Genomic DNA, 18,211 nt, shown 5'->3' with positions numbered 1-18,211 from the left:
TATTCGCTCAGAAACGAACTAGCCTGACTGCGCGTTTGGTCAAACGCCACGACCTTGCGAAGGACTCCCATGGCACGAACCTCGATACGCAAAGCGGACCGGATGTCAGCCATCCTGGAACGCTTCGCCAGCACCGACTCCGTGGACGCCCGCGACCTCGCCGACGAGTTCGAGGTCTCCCCCGCCACGATCCGCCGCGACCTGCGCGACCTCGAGGAACGGCGCCTGGTCGTCCGCAACCACGGCGGCGCCAAGGCCGCCGAGTTCGCCTACGAGCTGCCGGTGCAGTACCGCAGCGGCCAGCACCGCGAGGCGAAGATGCTCGTGGCGAAACGGGTCGCGGACATCCTGCCCAAGGGCCTGCTCACGCTCGGGCTGACCGGCGGCACCACCACCCACATGCTGGCCCGGATCCTCTCCGAGCGGGTCGACCTCACGGTGGTCACCAACGCCCTCAACATCGGCGGCGAGCTCGCCCTGCGCCCCCGCCTCAAACTCATCATGACCGGCGGCGTCTCCCGCACCCAGTCCTACGAACTGGTCGGCCCGATCGCCGACCACGCCCTCGCCGGCCTCAACATCGAGGTCGCCGTCGTCGGCGTCGACGGCATCAGCGCCCGCGGCGGCCTCACCACCCACGACGAGATCGAGGCCAACACCAACGCCCAGATGATCCGCCGCTCCAACAAGGTCATCGTCGTCGCCGACGGCTCCAAGGTCGGCAAGATCTGCCTCGCCCGCATCTGCTCCATCACCGACGTCGCCACCCTCGTCACCGACGACTCCGCCGACCCCACCGGCATCGAAGCCATCCGCCGAGCCGGCACCGAGGTCATCGTCGCCGACGGCAAGTGACAACTCCAGCCTGACACGGGCCGGCCTGACACGGGCCGACCTGATGCGGGGGCCCTGGTGCGGGGGCCCTGGTGCGGGGGCCTGGTGCGGGGGCCTGGTGTGAGTGCGCTTGATGCCGGGGAACGATGTGAGTGGCCCGTGGGTTTTGAGCGGTCGTGGGTGACGGCGGCAGGAGGCCATCACCGACCCTGGGCAGCAATTCGACGACACAGAGTGAGCCGTCACGCCTGGAAGGTGTCCGCGAACGAAGAGGTGGCTTCGTTCGCGGCTTCGGCGCCAGGTTGTCCAGCACCCAGTGCCGCAATGTTCGTAGGGACCGGCACCACTCGCGGACCCGGACGACTCCGTTACGGCGACGGTCGCTCGCGGGCCCGCTCACACTGCGCGCAAACAATCAAGATACCTCTCGAGGCACAAGTGCCCGGATCTGCCGACGACAACAAGACGGCCAACGAACTCGTGGCGCGCTGAGCACGAGAATCGCCTCCCGGGATCCATCCACCACAACTTCATGGCTATCCGAATACTCGCTATCCGCCATTCAAATTCGTGTGATCCCCCTCAACCCGACAATGGCACACCCACCCTTCCGATCATGAAACACCCTGAGAACAATAAAGAAATGAAATACGCTCAGCTGGAGATCTTCACGACCGTTGAACTGGCGTGGATGCGTGACCCGACACGGCGCCGGAACTACTCCGCGGCAACCGAAGAGTTCCGGCGCGAGCACAAGGTTCGGCGGGCCTTCGGAAAAGCTCTCGGCCACACCACCCGCTTGCGGCACGACTCTCCCGAAGCCCGGACACCGGACGGCAAGCTGATCTGGATCGAGGCCGCACGAGCGTTGTTCCGTGAGGCAAACTCCCACCGGGCACAGGCCACCGCCGACCATGAACGTGACCGCAGACGCGCCGCCGGTGACCTGTTCGACTGGAGCCGGTTCACCAACCGCTGGCTGGTGAAGTACGCCGCCGCCTACTAACCAACAAACACCGGACTCTGCGTCACACCCAGGGCGTGACACGACAAGCAACGCGCGCACGTGAAAGCACTCAACCAAAGTCCACGACCGGTGGCGAGTCCGGCGTGAATGGACGCGACATGGGCGACGTGGCGGCTCTACGCGTACAAGCCGGACACGGGCAGCATTCCTGCGTAACGGAGGAAATCCTGCGCGTCTTCTTCGCGAGGCCCCGCCCATACCGCACTTCGCCTCAGCAATGACCGCAACCCTGCCGCGATCGAGCAACAAACCGATCTTCAACCACTATTCCGGCGGCACGCTCTCATGCCGCTGATCGCGCACCTATAGCGAGGGGCGTCAGCTTCGCTACCGACCAGCCGAGCTCTTCAGCCATGTCCCCGCCTTGGAGTTCGGCATGCGGCAAGCCGGCCTCACCTTTGGCTCGCCCCGCCTCGTATCGCTGCTGAGCGCTGGGCGTGCGGGCCAGATAGCGGTGGACGTACGTGCCGATCTGCGCTACGCGATCACGGCTGGCCAGCCACTCAACCAGTGCGGACGGGCGATTGGTGTAGTCGCCGGCTCTCGAGGTGGCGACTCGTTCCGGGTCGCTGGCCTCGTCGAACCAAGGCAGTACCGCCTGCCTGAACATGTCGGCGAAGATTTCTAGACGCTGCCGCCGCATCCTGAGATCCGTCAGGTCGATGTCGCCATCCGAGGCGTCGCCGTACAGGTAACCGCCAGCCCGTCCGGAGGCGTAACCCAAGAGGTGACCACAGACGAAGTCGTCGGCGGGAGGCACTACAGATTCTGGGTTGCCTCGACGCCACTTCCGCAGAACTCCGTCACGCACATTGAGCATCGTGCCGACCCTGACGCACTCGTCCGCTCGGTTGTAGCGGCTGGCCTGCAGGTGAACCTGATGCACAAGGACCCCGACGCGGCGCTCCAACCGCATCCGACCAGGTATCCATCGGAAGCCCGTCGGCTCCAAGGCCCTTCCCAACCACTCACCTGCGCCAACCACCACCGCCTTCGGCTGGACGGCTACTGTCAGATCTTCAGCTGCACTCACGTAACCGAGCCAAGCAGCTTCCCACCACGAGATCAACTCACTGATCTGCCGCCGATCGCGCGCGGCGACCGGCATCCGACCTTGGGCTCAGGGCGGGTGGCAGATCGCGGTTCCAGGGTTGCGGTGTGCGACAAACGCTGAACGAGAGTGGTTACGTCGCAGGTGGGCGTGACTGCTCCTCTGCGTAGCCGTCCAGGCCGATCTGTACCACCCGGCTCAGCCCCGTACGGTCGCCTGCCCGCAGCCCGTCGGCATCCGTGGGCAGCGCCAACCTCAGCCCGATCATCTGCTGCGCGCACTGCCGGACGCGTCGCGGACGCGCGAAATCGTCCAGCTTGATCACGCCGCCCTTCAGCAGCGCGTACGCGAGCCGGCGCCCCACTGTCGGCAGAGCCTCCGGCGTGAACCCGTGCGCGCTCAGATGCCAGGCCAGCCCGCCCGGGCAGCGATAGACCGCGGGCTCCTCCCCGTGCGTGTCCTGGTCGCGAGCCGCCGCGTTCAGAGCGGCCTGTTCATTTCGATACCGCTTCTTCCCGCATCGGCAGTTGTAGCGTCGCAACTGGCCTCTCCGTCGTCTGAACCGGTCCGCATCCGCCCGATCATGGCAGCGACGCCGGCCGCGAGGGGTCCGATACGCGCACGGCCCACGTTCAGCGCGCATACCGGCAGGCTCAACGCCCCCCGCCGCACACTGTTCTGCCGCTGGTCGTGAGCGATGGCCAGCGATGGTCCGTCACACTGGGTAGACGCGGTACTGCAGCTCTTCGTCGTACCGGAGACCGGTGACTGCCGTGATGATCGACCACAGGAAGTCCTCGTCGGGACCCCAGGACGGCAGGGCGATATCGGCCTCGACCGGCAGTGGGGTTCCTTCGTCCTCGACTGCCACACCGTCGGCGTAGACGTAATGCCGGGCGCGTTCGCCATGCGTGAACAGTGTGAAGCCGTATGTGCTCGAAACGCTGCTGAAGAAGACCATCAAAGCGTTGGCCTGGTCGGTCGGCTCCCAGCCCATGACGACATCCATCATCGGGTTCCAGACCTGCACCCAGCCATCCGACTCGGCGGCATAGAGGGCGTCGGGCTTGAGGGCGCTCGTAGCCTGGTCGGCTCCGACCAGTTCGCCGCTGAAATCAGTGATGGCGAGGTCGTCCACAGCCTCGTCCACCGTCACGTCCTGACGGAAGAGCACCGAGGTGTTCCAACCCATGATCAAGACCTTTCCTCGTACGGCGGGGGCCGCCGCCCATTGTTCACGGTGGTGTATGACTGCCTCGTCCAGTGTCGTCTCTTCCGATCAACTTCTCGGGCGCGGTGGGGTTGTCAGGAGAGGGCGAGGTTGTGTTCCGCTAGTGCGGCCTCGATGATGCCGAGGGCTTTGGGGCCCATGCCGTGCAGCGCGGCGACCTGTGACTTCGGGACGCCGGCGAGGTCGCGCAGTGTCATGTGGCCGGCGCTGTGCAGGGCGCGGGTGGCCGGTGCGCCGATTCTGGGGAGTTCGTCGAGAGAAGTTGCCATGACGGGCACGGTAATGGACGGGTCAGGCTGAATCGGTGACGTCTGCCCAGGTGGCGCTCAAGGCGGCGACTGTGTCGTCGGCGGCGACTTGCAGGGCCTTGCCGCGGACGCCGGCGCCGAGGCTGATGGTGCGGCCGCGCAGGCGCTCGTCGGCGATCACCGGCCAGGGGCGCAGGGAGCCGAACGGGGTGATCGTGCCGCGCTCGTAGCCCGTTACGTCCTTCGCGGTGGCGGCGTCGGGCATGGAGAGGCGGTTGACCCCGAGCAGGGTGCGGAGTTTCGGCCAGGAGATCTGCCGGTCGCCGGGCACGAGGACGAACAGGTAGTCGTCGGCGGCGCGGCGGACCACCAGGCTCTTGACGAGGTCCTGGATCTCGACGCCCTGGGCCTCGGCGGCCTCGGTGACGCTGCTGACCGGGCCGTGGGTCACGACGCGGTGGTCGAGTCCGGCTGCTGACACGGCGGTGAGGGCTGACGACACGTGATCACGATATCTCCGTGGAATATTTTCCGGCGGGTGTCCTTGAACTCAGTCGCAGACCTGTCCGCGTACAGAAAGAAGGTCGTCATGGCCGACAAGCCCGTCCTGCAGCCCGGCCCGGACCACCCCATCACCGTGACCCCGACGCCGCAGCGGGTGGTGGTGACGGTGGCCGGCAAGGTCGTCGCCGACAGCACCAATGCGCTCACCCTGCAGGAGTCGACGTACCCGGCGGTGCAGTACATCCCGCTGACCGACGTCGACACCGCGCTGCTCACCCGCACCGGGACGAGCAGCTACTGCCCCTTCAAGGGCGACGCCAGTTACTACTCCGTCCCGGCGGGCGGCGAGCGCTCCGTGGACGCCATCTGGGTGTACGAGCACCCGCACGACGCCGTGGCCGAGATCAAGGACCACGTGGCGTTCTACCCCGACCGGGTCGACTCCATCGTCATCGGCGGCTGACGGTCACGCGTCGTCCCACGGACGTCGGCGGGCCTTCACCGGCTCGACTGCAAAGGCCCGTACGTCTTCCCACCGCAGTTCCTGCACAGCCTCGCCCGAAACCATGATGGCGTCGGAGTCGGCGGGCTGCGGGTCCGTCCACATCGGCTGGACGGTGGGCGGGCTCCAGGTCAGCTCCGGCACAGGCTGCCGGCCGGCTTCGATGGCCGCTGCTCCCGGGCGCGCCGGAGGGGTCCAGATCGGCGGCGCGCCCCACCAGATGACCCGGTGCTCGGCGTGCGTGCGGGGCGGTCCTTCGGCCGGGTCGTGCACGGGCACGTCGGGCAGCTCCCGCAGGTCCTGCGTGGGTTCCCGCTGGGCGAACACGTGACCGCCGGCGGGGTGCGGCGGCCTGATCGGCCCGGTCGGCTCCGCGGCGGCGAACACGTCAGGCCGCCGCGCGGAAGCGGTCGCGGCGGCGAACATGTCCGGCTGCCGCGCGGAAGCGGTCGCGGCGGCGAACACGCCGGGCGCGCCGCGGGGAGCGAACCGGCCACCGTCGGCTGTGGCCACCGTGCCCGCGGCAACCGCCCGCTGCGGTGCCCGGGACAGCGCGGGCCGTGCCGGTGCGGCAGGGAGAGCTTCCTGCGGCCGGGCGGTCGCGTCGGTGGCCGGTGCGGTGGCGAGCATCACCGCCGCGCCGACGGTGACCAGGGCCGCCAGCGCCGCGGGCAGTTCCCACCCGGCGCGCACGGTGTCGCCGAGCAGGGCCAGGGCGACGGCGGACGGCGCGATCACCTCCGCGATCCAGAGCACCGCGGTGACCGGTCCTACCTGACCCTTCTGCAGCGCATGGGTGTAGAGCACCATGCCCGAGACGCCGAAGGTGACCAGCGCCCAGGTGAGCGGTTCGGTCGCCACGCTCAGCAGCGTGGCGGGGATGTCCGCCATCGGCTGGTCGGGGACGGGCAGCGCGCGACCGGCCACCGCGGCACCGCCGAGGGAGAGACCCGCGATCGCCGCGACGACCCCGGGCGGGGCGGCCCGGGCAGCGGCCCAGCCGATCCCGGCCAGCATGACGGCGGCGGAGAGGAAGCCGATGCGCAGGCCCGTCGACGCCGCGACGGCCTCCTGCGGGCCGGCCGACATCGCTATCACCGTCAGGGCGGCGATGGAGACGGCGACGGCGACGATGTCGCGGTTGCGCAGGTGGGACTTGAGGAAGATGCGCGCGGCGAGCACGGTCAGGGCCAGGGAGCTGGCGAGCACGGACTCGACGAGGTAGACGGCGAGGGTGCCCAGGGCGACCATCGAGCCGACCCAGGCGGCCATGTCGAGGGTGACGCCGATGAGGTAGAGCGGGTGGCCCAGGGTCTTGACCGTGTTGACGCTGCGCCGGGCGCCGACCGCCTGCAGGATCGAGCCCGCGGCGTAGGCGAAGGCGCCGAAGATGGAGATCGCCAGGGCGATCCAGCCTGCGGAGGTCATCTGCTCATTCCCCCACTCGGAGCACGGTGATGGTGTTGTCCTTGCCGTTCGACACGTACGCGGAGGACCCGTCCGGTGACACCGCGATCGCCCGGGGGCTGCCTCCCACCCGGACGGTCGCGGTGACCTCGCCGGTCTTGCCGTCGAGGACGGACACCGTGCCGTCCCCCTCGTTCACGACGTACGCGTGCGCGCCGTCCGGGGCGAACGCGACGCTCTGCGGCTTGTTGCCGACCTTGAACGGGCCGCGGCGTTCGAGGGTGCGCGCGTCGATGATGTCGGCGGTGTTCGCGTCGTACCCCGCGACCAGCACGATCTTCCCGTCCGGGGAGACGGCGATGCTGTGCGGCGCCTTGCTGACGGGCACGGTCTTGACCACTTTGTCCGTACGCATGTCGATGACGCCGACGGCGTTCGACTCGTGGTTGGGCGTGAACGCGCGCATGGTGTCCGCGGAGAACGCCACGGCGTGCGGGTTGGGCGGGACCATGATCCGGCCTTCGGGGCGCTGGTCGCCGACCGCGAACAGCTCGACCGACTGCTTGCTGTGGATCGGCACCCAGACCCGGTTGTCCGGGCCGACAGCCAGCGCGTACGGCTGCACGCCGGTCGTCAGATAGCGCACCACCTCGAGCGACTTGGCATCGACGACCGCGACCCCGCTGCCCGTCTTGTCGTCCTCGTACATCGAGACGAACACAAGCCGGCCATCGCCCGCGAGCGCCACGAACCGGGGCGTCGCGCGAAGCTGCACGGAGGTCACCTTGCGGCTGGCGGCGTTCACCACGGACAGGACGTGGGAGTGCTGGTTGGCGACGTAGACGGTCCGGCTGTCGGGCGACACGGCGACGCCCTCCGGCTCGGTGCCCACCCCGACGGTGGCGATCGCCGCGGGTTTGGCCACGCTCTTGACGCTTCGCGCGAGGGGTACGCGGTTGACACCCGCAGGTCCCGGAGTCGCCGTGGCCAGAGGCGGCGCGACCTGCGGGCCGGCCTCGGGAGCCGGCCCGGTCGTGGCGTGGTCGTGCTCGCCGGCCGAGGGGGCGGGCTGCGGCGCGACGGTCTGCTGATCGCCCTCGCCGCTGCCGTTCATGGCCCACGCGACCCCCGCGCCGCCGAGCAGGATGAACGCCGTCAGACCCCCGGCGAGGGCGGTGGCCCGGGTCCGGTGCCGTCGTCTCCGGGGCTCGGGTGTCCCCGAGAGCATGGTCATCCGGCTCGCCGGGACGTCGCCGAGGTTGCGGGTGGTGGCCGGGGTCGGCTCGGTCGCCGTCCGCTGGCCGGTCACGCGAACGTCGGCCCAGCCGGCCGGCCCGCGTACGGTCACCGAACCGTCCAGCCAGTCCGATTGCGGCTCCCACACCACCCGCAGCCGGCGCCCGACCATCATCGCGCGCAGGCCCGAGCCGGACACGGTCACCGTGGTGTTAGCGACCGCGAGCGGTGGACCACTGACCAGGACGTCGGCGACCAGCTGTGGCGCGCCGGACGCCACCTGCCCGAAGTCGACCCGTTCCGGGTTCAGCCGGACAGCCGTGCGTTCGAGCCCGGCGACGGCCGCAGCCGACACACTGCGGCTGTCGTCCTCCGCCATGCGCAGCAGCGCCTGCCGTGCGGCGGCCGCCATGGCGAGGTCGTCGCCCGCCGCGAATCGCGCCAGTTCGTCCACAACGGTCAGACGGGATTCCCGGGCCGGACTGCCGATCTCGGTCAACAATTGCGGTGGCAGATCATGTTCACTCATAGTGCCCCCTCGATCACTATGCGGTGATGACGGGGTCCAGGGAAACCCTCTGAGCGAATTTGGCACCAAACGCGAACGGCAGACCACAACAGTTACCACTATGGATGGATATGGACCCCGGCGCAGCGTGGGTGCGGCGCACCCAGGATGACGGGCGGTCCATCGCCGTACCGTCGGCACATGACCACCAACGCACTCGGTGAGTTCCTGCGCGGCCGGCGGGCCGGAGTGACGCCCGAACAGGCCGGCGTCATCAGTTCCGGGGTCCGCAGGGTGCCCGGGCTGCGCCGGGAGGAGGTCGCGCTGCTCGCGGGGGTGAGCGCGGACTATTACGTGCGCCTGGAGCAGGGCCGCGAGCGCCACCCGTCCGTGCAGGTGCTGGACGCGCTCAGCCGCGCGCTGCGGCTGGACGAGGACGGGCGTACACATCTGCATCGGTTGGCCGGCCTGAGCCCCCGCGCGGATCCCGGGCACGCCACCGAGCACATCGATCCGCAGCTGCGGCAGCTCATGGACATGTGGCCGGACAACCCGGCGCTCGTGCTGGGCCGCGCGTACGACGTGCTCGCCGCGAACCGGATCGGCGAGGCGCTGTTCGGGCCGGTCGGGAACCTCGCGTTCAAGGTCTTCCTGGACCCGTCGGCGTACGCGTTCTACCCGGACTGGCCCGAGGTGGCACGGGCGACGACCTCCGGCCTGCGCCTGGCATCCGGGGCGTCGCCGCACGACCCCGTGCTCGATCGCGTCATCCGCACCCTGACGGGGGAAAGCGACGCGTTCCGGGAGCTCTGGACCCACAACGACGCGCGGGGCAAGACCGCGGAGACCAAACGCGTGGTCCATCCGCAGGTCGGCCCGCTCACGCTGGCGATGCACGCGTTCGACGTACGGTCGTCGCCCGGCCAGCAGCTCGTGGTCTACCACGCCGAGCCCGGCTCCCGCAGCGCGCAGGCCCTGACGCTGCTCGGATCGCTCGCCGCGACGTTTGCCCAGTGACAATTACCTCTCTCAAGCATGTTGCGTCGTTTGCTGCGTCGTTTACTCTGACGACAGACGGGTAGTCCGAGACCGCTCGTCGAGAGGATGCGACATGACATTCACCAGCACCCGAGTCCCCGAGGCCGCGTCCGAGCTGCTCCGGGAACTGGCAACTACCGCACCCGGTCCCGCACGCGACGCCCTGCGCGACGAAGCCGTGCGGGCGTGGCTGCCGATGGCCCATCACCTCGCCCACCGCTACTCCGGGCGGGGCGAGCCCGACGACGACCTGATCCAGACCGCGGTCGTCGGCCTGATCAAGTCGGTGGACCGGTTCGACCCCGAGCGCGGCATCGAGTTCGCCGGTTTCGCGGTCCCGACGATCCTCGGCGAGATCCGCCGGCACTTCCGCGACCGCACCTGGTCGATCCGCGTTCCGCGCCGCCTGCAGGAGCTCCGGCTGGCGATCACGGATGCGAGCAACACCCTGCACCACACGCTCGGCCGGTCACCCACGGTCGCCGACATCGCCGCGCATCTGAACACCACCGAGGAAGAGGTCCTCGAAGGCCTCGAGGGTGCCCGCGCCTACAGCGCCCGTAGCCTCTCGACCCCGGTCACGGAGGACGGGACCACCACGCTCGGCGACACACTCGGCGTGATGGACCACGACATGGAGCTCGCGGAGCTGCGGATCGCGCTCGGCCCGGCGATCGCCGCTCTCGACGAACGCGAACGCATGATCCTGTCGCTCCGGTTCTTCGGCAACCTGACCCAGTCGGAGATCGCCACGAAGATCGGCGTGTCGCAGATGCACGTCTCACGCCTGATCACCCGGACCCTGGCCAAGCTGCGCGTGCAGCTCACCGCGGGCTGAGATTCGCCCGGCGCCCCTAGGCGCCGGGCGGGATGCAGGCCGGGCGGCGGGTCAGGCCGGAGGGCCGGGATGGCTGAGCCGGCGCGCGCGGGCGGCGATCTGAGCGGCTGTCTCCGACACGCCGTCGGCCAGCTCGTGCAGCCGGGGCGCTCGCCTCGTCGTCGGTCCGGCGATCGGCGCTCGCGTGCAGGCTCTGCTCGGTCTCCTCCAGCGCGATCGCGTTCAGGTTCATCAGGTCCGACGCCCGTTGTTCCAGCCGGGCCTGCTCGTCGTTCATGGCCCGTCCGGTACCCCGGGACCGCCGCAACCAATCCGGAAAGATGTCACGCAGCGTCAGAGCGCGGCCAGGATCCGGGCCAGCGCGAGCGGCTGGGTGAGCATCGGCCAGTGGCCGGAGTCGATGTCGATCAGGTCGAGATTCTTCACGCGGGCCAGCTCGGGGATGTCACCCCCGGCGATCCACTCCCGGGCCTGGTCGGGCGTGAACTCGGGGCAGATCAGCGCGACCGGCACGTCGTAGCGGCGCTCGTCGCCCAGGTGCACCACGCCCCGGGCCACCCCCTCAGGAACGGTCACGGCGGCGGCCTCGAACGCCTGCCGCGCCGGACCGTCGAGGTCGGCGGCGTCGGGGCCCTCGAACGGCGTCCACCCCGGGAACGGCATGAGTCCGTCCCTGACCTCGAAGAAGTCGGCGTAGGTCGAGCCGTCGACGGCCGGATAGCCGCCGATGAGCGCCACCTTCGCCACGCGGTCGGGCCGCGCATCCGCCGCCAGCCAGGCCAGGCTGCACGCGGCGGAGTGCCCGACCACCACCGACCTGCCGGGTGCCGCGTCGACGGCGGCGAGCACCGCGGCCACCTGATCGCCGAGGGTGTCCGCGGGTTTCACCGGCAGGGCGACCGGGACAGCGTGCCGATCCTGGCCCGCCAGCTCGGTCACGACGTCGTTCCATGCGGACGCGTCGAGCCACAGGCCGCCGACGAGGATGAGTGTTTCTGCAGTCATGGGATCAACCTAGAGCCGGTTCCGGACAATCGGCTTCCGGTATCGTCCGGGCGTGCCGAACGGTTCGAGTCCCACCGCGCGTGCTCTGCGTACGCTCGAGATCCTGCAGGCCCGCCCGGGCACGACCGCCGACCAGCTCGCCGCCCTCCTGGGCGTCACCGAGCGCGCGGCCCGGCGATATGTCGGCATCCTGCGCGAGGCCGGCGTCCCGGTCGAATCGACGCGGGGACCGTACGGCGGTTACCGGCTGGGCCGTGGCACCCGGTTGCCACCCGTGGTCTTCACCGAGGAACAGGCACTCAGCCTCGTCATGGCGGTCCTCGACGGGGGTGCGGCGATCGACGCGGAGGACGTCGCCGGGTCGGCGCTCAGCAAGGTGATCCGGGCGCTACCCGAGGGCATCGGGCGGCAGGCTGCGGCGCTCCGGGCGTACGCGTCGGCCGCTCCTGATCCGCGAGCGGCACGCCCGGATCCCGCCATCGCCAGTGCCCTGGTCGGGGCCATCGCCGAGCGGTGCCGGGTCGTCGTCACGTCGCGCACCTTCGAGGCCGAGGTCGACCCGTGGGCGGTGGTGGTGCGCTACGGCCGCTGGTACCTGCTGTGCCATTCCCACGCCGCGGACGCGATCCGCACGTACCGCGTCGACCGTATCCACGCCGTACGCAGAACCGCACACCGCTTCACCCCACCCCCGGACCTCGACCCGGTCGCCTCGCTGGAGGAGAACCTGGGCAGCGGCTGGAAATACCCGACGCGCGTGGTGTTCCACGCACCCCTGGAGCGGGTGGCACCGTTCATCCGGCCACCGATGGGGCGCCTCGAAGCGGACGGCGACCGGTGCGTCCTGACCGGAAGCACCCGCAACCCGGCCATGTACGCGCAGGAGTGGCTGGCCGCCGTGCCGATCGACTTCACCGTCGACGAGGGCCCCGAGCTGCACGCCGCCGTGGCAGAGGTGGCGGCCCGGTTCACCGCGGCGATCAGGGGCGGCGGTAGATGCTGATCGAGTGACCGACCTCGTCGACCGGGGCGCCGCTCGTGGCGAGCAGGGCCTTCAGCCGGCCGGTCGCCTTCGCCACCGAGCTGTCCGAGACCACGAGCAGGCCATGGACGTCCGCCGGCGGCGTCTTGAGCGGGTTGCGGGCATCGATTCCGTACGCCGAGGGCACGCCCGCGCCCTTGTACACGAGCCAGACCTGCTCGCCGGGATACCGCTCGCGCAGCCGGTCCGCCAGCCGGCCCAGGTCCTGACCCCAGTCGACGTTCGAGTCGTGCAGCAGCAGGTGCGTCCGCGACGGTCCCCCGAACGCCTCGTTGGCGTACGGCAGGTAGTAGGGAAAGGTCCGCACCGAACTGACCGCGACCGAGAGTGCGAGCAGCCCCGCGGCGAGGTGCGCCCACCGCCAGCGGACCGTGACCACGGCAGCCGCGGCGACGGCGAGGAAGATCGGCAGGAAGATCGCGTAACGGCTGCCGAAGTCACGCGCACCGGTCATCGCCAGGCCCAGCAGGAGCGCGGGTGTGACGAGCAGATAGACGGCGGCCGGGCGCAGCCGGGGCACGGCGAGCACCGCGACGCTCCCGGCCAGCCACAGCGCGATCATGCCGAGCGGCGTCTTCACCAGCAGCGCGGCGGGGAGGTAGTACCAGAGCGAACCCTCGTACAGCCGGCCGAACAGGAACCCCTGGAACGTCGAGTCCTCGAACCCGAACTGGATGCGCATACCGTCGCGGTACGGCTCCGGCAACGGCAGCAGGTCGACGAACAGCGCCCGCAACCCGTGGATCTCCGGCATCCCGGTCGGCGTCAGGAACCGCAACCGCGGATCGATCACGAGGTAACAGACCCAGACGACGGCAACGGCGAGCACGGCCACACCCACGGCCGCCGCCACCGCGCTCAGCCAGGAACGCCGCTGCTTCCTGAGGCTCAGGAACGCCAGCAGCATCACCACGGGCACCGCCGGGATGACACTCATCCGCGTCGCGATCGCCGCCCCCAGGGCAACCCCCGCAAGACCCAGATGGAGGTACGCCCGTGAGCTGCGCGCCCGCCACGTCAGCCACACCGCCGTCACGAGGAACCCGATCGCGGGTACGTCCAGCGTCGCCAGGGAACCGTGCGTGATCAGGTCGGGCGAGAACGCGTACAGGGACAGGGCCAGCACTCCCCCGGCGGTCCCCGTCAGATCCCGGGCGAAGGCGAAGACGACCAGCCCGAACAGCAGCGTCAGCACGATCATCGGCAACCGGGCCAGGAACATCAGCTCGTACGGGTCGTTGCCCGCCTCGTAGAGCACGTGCCGCCCGAGCAGGCTCTGGTTGCCCCGGAACGCGGGATCCAGCTTCGGATGCGCGAACACCAGCCCCGCCGCCATGATGAGCTTCCCGAGCGGCGGATGCTCGGGGTTGTAGCGCAGGCTGTGCTGCTCCAGGTAACTGACCGCGGTGCCCACGTAGACCGGCTCGTCGATCGTCGGCGTCTGCTGCACGGCGGTGACCACCATGACGGCCGCCATCTGCCCCAGCAACAGCAGCACCAGCAGCGGCGCGACCCACCTCCGGCGGCGGCGGGGCCTTTCAGTCGCCTCGGGCACGTCGACGGCGGGTTCCTCGAGGTCCACGGTCACGCCGAGAACCTACCCGCTCCCCGCCGGGCCGTCCCTGGCACAGCCGCCCGGTAACGTTCACCCATGCAGCCGGTGATCCGCCCCGCTCTGCCCGCCGACGTCCCAGCACTGGTCACGCTGCGGCTGGCCAACGCGCAGTGGCATGTCAGCCTCGACCCGGACGTCTACCGGGTTCCCGACGCCGCGATCGTCCGCGCGCATTTCGAGCGGTCGTTCCCCGAGGGCCGGTTCCTGCTCGCCGAGATCGCGGGCGAGATCGCCGGTTCCGCCGAGATCGTCCCCCTGCCCGACCCGCCCGCCGAAGCCACAGCCCTGACCCAGGGCATCGAGATTTGTACGCGGGCATCTTCGCGCACAACGCAGACGCCGTGCGGTTCTATTCATCCCAGGGTTTCGCGCCGCGCGGCACCCTGCTGAGCAAGATTCTCCCGTGTCGTCAACCAAGCGGACAGTAACGTTTCTGGACGTCGCCGGGGAGACGCTGGTCGCATGGCGGATGTTCGACGACGCCCGGCCGCCGGCCGGCACCCTGGTCCTGCCCGCGATCGGCTTCTTCGGCGGTCTCGGCGACCTACTGGCCACCGCCGCCTTCGGTGACGGCGGGGTGGACCGGTCGGGACCTGGGATTTTCCGCCGCCGTTCGGCACCTTGGAGGTCGAGGCCGAGTTCCCCACCGCGGACGTGGTGAGCATCGCCCGGCACCTGCCGACCCGCGGCATCAGCAGCTACCTGCACGTCGGGCCGCCCCCTGCTCACCCCGGGCAGGCCCAGACGTTCATGGTCGAGGTGGTCGTCCGGCGTGGCGGCCAGGAGCGCCGGGTGTCGGCCGGTGGGCGCGACATCTACGCGTTCAGTGCGCCCCTGGCGGGCGAGGCGGTCACACGGATCCTCGACGGCCGGACCGCGGCCACCGGGCTGGTCACCGCGGGCACGGCCTTCGACGCCGGGGACTTCCTGCGCGCCCTCCCCCTCGACCACCTCGCCCTCTGAAGATCTACAGCCCGGCGATCCGCCTGCGCAACCACTCGTAGCTCGCCCGGGGGGTGCGGTTGCCCGTGGGGTAGTCGACGTGGACCAGGCCGAAGCGGGGGCCGAAGCCGCGGGCCCATTCGAAGTTGTCGATCAGGGACCAGTAGAAGTAGCCGCGGAGGTCGATGGGGGCGTCGGCGGCGGCGCGGGTGGCGGCGTCGAGGTGGGTGGTGATGAAGTCGATGCGGGCCGGGTCGGGGTTCAGGTCGTCGCGGAGCTGGGCGACACCGTTTTCCGTGACGTAGACCGGGGGCAGGGCCGGGTACCGTTCGGCGAGGCCGGTCAGGGTGTCGTACAGGCCCTGGGGTTCGATGGGCCAGCCCAGGTCGGTGGTGGGGACGCCGTCGCGGGGCACCGAGCGAACGCCGATGTCGCTGGCGCTGCGCAGGCCCGGGTCCGGCTGGTCGTACGGCGCGTCGGCGGCGTGGATCCGGTAGTAGTAGTTGACGCCGAGGAAGTCCAGCGGGACGCCGATGATGTCGAGGTCACCGTCTCGGCGGAAGGACAGGTCGCTCACGCCGGAGAAGAGCTTCTCGAACCCGTCCGGGTACGCGCCGCCGAGCACCGGGTCGGTGAACTGGCGGTTCACGAGCAGGTCCATGCGGGCCGCGGCGGCGCGGTCGATCGGGGTGTCGTTCGCGGGGACCGCCGGGGACAGGTTGAGGGTGATGCCTACGCGGGCTTCCGGGCGTACGGTGCGGATTGCCGTTGTTGCCCTGCCGTGCGCGATCAGCAGGTGGTGCGCTGCCGCGAGAGCCCCGTGGCCTTCGGTCGCGCCGGGTGCGTGGCGGCCTTCGGCATAACCCACGATCGAGGAACAGTACGGCTCGTTGAGCGTGATCCAGTCCTCGACCCGGTCCCCGAGGCGCTCCGCGACGACCGTGGCGTAGTCGGCGAAACGGTCCGCGGTGTCGCGTACTCTCCAGCCGCCTTTGTCTTCCAGTTCCTGAGGCAGATCCCAGTGATAAAGGGTGACAAAGGGACGGATGCCACGCTCGCACAGCGCGTCGACGATCCTGTCGTAATAGTCCAGCCCCGGCTTGTTGACCGCCCCGCTCGGCATGACCCGCGGCCACGCGACCGAAAAGCGATAAGCGCCGACACCCAGGCCGTCCAGAAGCTCCACATCATCGAGCCACCGGTGATAACTGTCGGCAGCAACCTCCCCGGAGGTCCCGTCAGCAATCGCCCCGGGCCGCCGGCAGAACGTATCCCAGATCGAGTCACCCCGGCCGTCCTCCGCCACCCCTCCCTCGATCTGATACGCCGCGGTCGCGGCCCCCCATACGAAAGGCGTCGTCATCCCTTGATTGCTCCTTGCATGATGCCGCCGACGATCTGCCTGCCGAGGACGATGAAGATCACGAGGATCGGGAGCGTCGAGAGCAGGGTGCCGGTCAGGGTGAGGGTGTAGTCGGTGGTGTAGCCGCTGGCCAACGATGATAGGGCGACCTGGACCGTGGCGTTGTTCTGCAGGACGACCAGCGGCCAGAAGAAGTCGTTCCAGGCCTGCATGAAGGTGAACAGGGCGAGGACCGCGGCGGCGGGGCGGGCGATGGGCAGGACGACGTGCCAGTAGAGGCCGAAGGTGGTGCAGCCGTCGATGCGGCCGGCTTCGAGGAGTTCGTCGGGGACGGCGCGGCCGAGGAACTGGGTCATGAAGAAGACGCCGAACGCGGTGACCAGGCCGGGGACGATGACGGCGGCGAGGTGGTCGGTCCAGCCGATCTTCGCCATGAGCAGGTAGAGCGGGATGATGCCGAGTTGCTGGGGGACCATCGAGGTGGCGATGGCGAGGACCAGCAGGACCTTGCGGCCGCGGAAGCGCAGTTTGGCGAAGGCGAAGCCTGCGAGGGTCGAGAAGAACACCACGGAGATGGTGATCGAGCCGCTGACGAGGAACGAGTTGAGCAGGGCGCGACCGAAGTCGGTGGAGTCGAAGACGCGGGCGATGTTGTCGAACAGGTGGCCGCCGGGGATCAGGACGGGCGGGACCTGCGCGACGGCTTCGCTGGTCTGGGAGGACACGACGAACGACCAGTAGAGCGGGAAGACCGAGCCGGCGACGATCGCGAGCAGGGCGGCGTACGTCCAGATCGAGGCCCTGCGGGGGTAGCCGAAGCTGCGACGGCGGGCCGGGCGTGGTTCTTCGGTTTCAGCGGGGGCCGTCGGTGGTGTGGCGAGAATGGTCATGACGGCTCATTTCTCGTCATTGGCGATGCGCCGGGTGAGCAGGAAGTTGACGATCGCGAAGACGGCGATGATCAGGCAGAGGGTCCAGGCGATCGCGGAGGCGTAACCGAACCGGAATTCGCGGAACCCCTGCTCGTACATGAAAAGGGCGATGGTCTGGAACTGCCGGTCGGAGCCGCCCGTGGGTGTGGACGTGCCGGCGAACAGCAGGGGTTCCGCCATGATCTGCAGGCCGCCGATGGTGGAGATGACGGTGGTGAAGATGATGGTGGGCCGCAGCATGGGCACGGTTATCCGGCGGAACTGCTGGAACGACGAGGCGCCGTCGAGCTCGGCCGCTTCGTACAGGTCATGGGGAATGGCTTGCATCGAGGCGAGGTAGATCAGCGCGTTGTAGCCGGTCCAGCGCCACATGACGATGGTGGAGATGGCGAGATGCGAGCTCCAGGTGCTGGCCTGCCAGTCGATCGGCCCGATCCCGGTGAGGCCGATCAGCCAGTTGACCATGCCGAAGTCGCGGCCGAACATCTGGGTGAAGACGATGGTCACCGCCACGATGGAGGTGATGTTGGGGAGCAGGACGCCCATGCGCAGGCCGGTTCGTGCCCGTAGGCGGTGGTTGAGCAGGTGGGCGATCCAGAGGGCGGCGAGCAGTTGCGGCACGGTGGACAGCACCCAGATGCTGAGGGTGTTGCCGAGGGCGTTCCAGAAGTACGCGTCGTGGAACAGCTCGCTGTAGTTGGCGAGGCCCACCCACCGGTGCTCCCCGGCGTCGAGCAGGTTCCAGTCGTTGAACGAGACGTAGCCGGTGTAGATGAGCGGGAACAGTCCGAACGCGCCGAACAGCAGGAAGAACGGGAGTACGTAGAGGTAGGGCGAGCCCTTGGTGTCGAGCCGGGCGCTGAGGTGTGGCATGGCCATGGGTGGTCC

22 protein-coding genes are annotated in these 18,211 nt (G+C 69.5%); 9 read left to right on the top strand and 13 right to left on the bottom strand.

Annotated features, from left to right (window positions below; all coding sequences use genetic code 11):
* Window positions 1–102 precede the first annotated feature (102 nt).
* Both Aco04nite_RS43810 and Aco04nite_RS43805 read left to right on the top strand, forming a co-directional pair.
* Window positions 103–855, top strand: coding sequence for a DeoR/GlpR family DNA-binding transcription regulator (locus tag Aco04nite_RS43810; protein ID WP_239158695.1), 753 nt, complete (start codon window positions 103–105; stop codon window positions 853–855).
* A 622-nt stretch (window positions 856–1,477) separates the two neighbouring features.
* The gene (locus Aco04nite_RS43805; protein ID WP_213003095.1) at window positions 1,478–1,840 is read left to right on the top strand and encodes a hypothetical protein; all 363 of its coding nucleotides are present in this window, start codon (window positions 1,478–1,480) and stop codon (window positions 1,838–1,840) included.
* A gap of 304 nt (window positions 1,841–2,144) precedes the next feature.
* Here Aco04nite_RS43805 and Aco04nite_RS43800 read toward each other — a convergent pair whose 3' ends face one another.
* The 5 genes from Aco04nite_RS43800 to Aco04nite_RS43780 all read right to left on the bottom strand — a co-directional run bounded on the left by Aco04nite_RS43800 (window position 2,145) and on the right by Aco04nite_RS43780 (window position 4,893).
* Window positions 2,145–2,969, bottom strand: a complete 825-nt coding sequence (locus Aco04nite_RS43800; RefSeq protein WP_213003094.1) for a hypothetical protein — start codon at window positions 2,967–2,969, stop codon at window positions 2,145–2,147.
* 76 nt (window positions 2,970–3,045) lie between these two features.
* On the bottom strand, window positions 3,046–3,453 hold the full coding sequence (locus tag Aco04nite_RS43795) for a hypothetical protein (RefSeq protein WP_213003093.1): 408 nt from the start codon (window positions 3,451–3,453) through the stop codon (window positions 3,046–3,048).
* 174 nt (window positions 3,454–3,627) lie between these two features.
* Window positions 3,628–4,104, bottom strand: a complete 477-nt coding sequence (locus tag Aco04nite_RS43790) for a hypothetical protein (RefSeq protein ID WP_213003092.1) — start codon at window positions 4,102–4,104, stop codon at window positions 3,628–3,630.
* A gap of 113 nt (window positions 4,105–4,217) precedes the next feature.
* Window positions 4,218–4,412: a helix-hairpin-helix domain-containing protein gene (locus tag Aco04nite_RS43785; RefSeq protein ID WP_213003091.1), complete on the bottom strand. Its 195-nt coding sequence runs from the start codon at window positions 4,410–4,412 to the stop codon at window positions 4,218–4,220.
* Window positions 4,413–4,434: 22 nt separating this feature from the next.
* Window positions 4,435–4,893 carry an aminoacyl-tRNA deacylase gene (locus tag Aco04nite_RS43780; RefSeq protein WP_213003090.1) on the bottom strand — a complete coding sequence of 153 codons (459 nt, stop codon included), beginning with the start codon at window positions 4,891–4,893 and terminating at the stop codon, window positions 4,435–4,437.
* A gap of 36 nt (window positions 4,894–4,929) precedes the next feature.
* Between Aco04nite_RS43780 and Aco04nite_RS43775 the strand changes: the two genes are divergently transcribed.
* The gene (locus Aco04nite_RS43775; protein ID WP_244876731.1) at window positions 4,930–5,358 is read left to right on the top strand and encodes a DUF427 domain-containing protein; all 429 of its coding nucleotides are present in this window, start codon (window positions 4,930–4,932) and stop codon (window positions 5,356–5,358) included.
* A 3-nt stretch (window positions 5,359–5,361) separates the two neighbouring features.
* On the opposite strand, the gene Aco04nite_RS43770 is transcribed toward Aco04nite_RS43775, so the two are convergent.
* A complete protein-coding gene (locus Aco04nite_RS43770; protein ID WP_213003089.1) occupies window positions 5,362–6,825 on the bottom strand; it encodes a DMT family transporter in 1,464 nt (487 codons plus the stop codon).
* Window positions 6,826–6,829: 4 nt separating this feature from the next.
* The gene (locus Aco04nite_RS43765) at window positions 6,830–8,569 is read right to left on the bottom strand and encodes a YncE family protein (protein WP_213003088.1); all 1,740 of its coding nucleotides are present in this window, start codon (window positions 8,567–8,569) and stop codon (window positions 6,830–6,832) included.
* A gap of 180 nt (window positions 8,570–8,749) precedes the next feature.
* Here Aco04nite_RS43765 and Aco04nite_RS43760 point away from each other — a divergent pair, with 180 nt between their 5' ends.
* A complete protein-coding gene (locus Aco04nite_RS43760; protein WP_213003087.1) occupies window positions 8,750–9,565 on the top strand; it encodes a helix-turn-helix domain-containing protein in 816 nt (271 codons plus the stop codon).
* A 94-nt stretch (window positions 9,566–9,659) separates the two neighbouring features.
* Window positions 9,660–10,424 (top strand): SigB/SigF/SigG family RNA polymerase sigma factor, encoded by a 765-nt coding sequence (locus tag Aco04nite_RS43755; protein ID WP_213003086.1) that lies wholly within the window; start codon window positions 9,660–9,662, stop codon window positions 10,422–10,424.
* A 16-nt stretch (window positions 10,425–10,440) separates the two neighbouring features.
* Here Aco04nite_RS43755 and Aco04nite_RS43750 read toward each other — a convergent pair whose 3' ends face one another.
* Window positions 10,441–10,701 (bottom strand): hypothetical protein, encoded by a 261-nt coding sequence (locus tag Aco04nite_RS43750; protein WP_213003085.1) that lies wholly within the window; start codon window positions 10,699–10,701, stop codon window positions 10,441–10,443.
* Window positions 10,702–10,757: 56 nt separating this feature from the next.
* Window positions 10,758–11,429 (bottom strand): alpha/beta fold hydrolase, encoded by a 672-nt coding sequence (locus tag Aco04nite_RS43745; RefSeq protein ID WP_213003084.1) that lies wholly within the window; start codon window positions 11,427–11,429, stop codon window positions 10,758–10,760.
* 52 nt (window positions 11,430–11,481) lie between these two features.
* Here Aco04nite_RS43745 and Aco04nite_RS43740 point away from each other — a divergent pair, with 52 nt between their 5' ends.
* The gene (locus tag Aco04nite_RS43740) at window positions 11,482–12,432 is read left to right on the top strand and encodes a helix-turn-helix transcriptional regulator (RefSeq protein WP_213003083.1); all 951 of its coding nucleotides are present in this window, start codon (window positions 11,482–11,484) and stop codon (window positions 12,430–12,432) included.
* Here Aco04nite_RS43740 and Aco04nite_RS43735 read toward each other — a convergent pair.
* The gene (locus tag Aco04nite_RS43735) at window positions 12,410–14,059 is read right to left on the bottom strand and encodes an ArnT family glycosyltransferase (RefSeq protein WP_244876730.1); all 1,650 of its coding nucleotides are present in this window, start codon (window positions 14,057–14,059) and stop codon (window positions 12,410–12,412) included. The two genes, Aco04nite_RS43740 and Aco04nite_RS43735, sit on opposite strands and share 23 nt — an antisense overlap.
* A 63-nt stretch (window positions 14,060–14,122) precedes the next feature.
* Here Aco04nite_RS43735 and Aco04nite_RS43730 point away from each other — a divergent pair, with 63 nt between their 5' ends.
* The 3 genes from Aco04nite_RS43730 to Aco04nite_RS43720 are packed head-to-tail and all read left to right on the top strand — an operon-like array spanning window position 14,123 to window position 15,049.
* Window positions 14,123–14,476, top strand: coding sequence for a GNAT family N-acetyltransferase (locus Aco04nite_RS43730; protein WP_213003082.1), 354 nt, complete (start codon window positions 14,123–14,125; stop codon window positions 14,474–14,476).
* Between the two features lie 13 nt (window positions 14,477–14,489).
* Window positions 14,490–14,747 (top strand): hypothetical protein, encoded by a 258-nt coding sequence (locus tag Aco04nite_RS43725; protein WP_213003081.1) that lies wholly within the window; start codon window positions 14,490–14,492, stop codon window positions 14,745–14,747.
* The gene (locus Aco04nite_RS43720) at window positions 14,708–15,049 is read left to right on the top strand and encodes a hypothetical protein (RefSeq protein ID WP_213003080.1); all 342 of its coding nucleotides are present in this window, start codon (window positions 14,708–14,710) and stop codon (window positions 15,047–15,049) included. The genes Aco04nite_RS43725 and Aco04nite_RS43720 overlap by 40 nt, the downstream gene beginning before the upstream one ends.
* Before the next feature lie 4 nt (window positions 15,050–15,053).
* Here Aco04nite_RS43720 and Aco04nite_RS43715 read toward each other — a convergent pair whose 3' ends face one another.
* From Aco04nite_RS43715 to Aco04nite_RS43705, 3 genes are read right to left on the bottom strand one after another with little or no spacing between them, the layout of a single operon-like run.
* Complete coding sequence (locus Aco04nite_RS43715; protein ID WP_213003079.1) at window positions 15,054–16,391, bottom strand: GH1 family beta-glucosidase; 1,338 nt, start codon at window positions 16,389–16,391, stop codon at window positions 15,054–15,056.
* Window positions 16,388–17,281 carry a carbohydrate ABC transporter permease gene (locus Aco04nite_RS43710; protein WP_213003078.1) on the bottom strand — a complete coding sequence of 298 codons (894 nt, stop codon included), beginning with the start codon at window positions 17,279–17,281 and terminating at the stop codon, window positions 16,388–16,390. The genes Aco04nite_RS43715 and Aco04nite_RS43710 overlap by 4 nt, the downstream gene beginning before the upstream one ends.
* 6 nt (window positions 17,282–17,287) lie before the next feature.
* Window positions 17,288–18,202 carry a carbohydrate ABC transporter permease gene (locus Aco04nite_RS43705; RefSeq protein ID WP_438874998.1) on the bottom strand — a complete coding sequence of 305 codons (915 nt, stop codon included), beginning with the start codon at window positions 18,200–18,202 and terminating at the stop codon, window positions 17,288–17,290.
* Window positions 18,203–18,211 lie beyond the last annotated feature (9 nt).

It is taken from the genome of Winogradskya consettensis (assembly GCF_018332715.1).
Classification (GTDB): Bacteria; Actinomycetota; Actinomycetes; order Mycobacteriales; family Micromonosporaceae; genus Actinoplanes; species Actinoplanes consettensis.
Note: the sequence above shows the minus strand (reverse complement) of the source record. Positions and strands in the feature narration are given on the sequence as shown.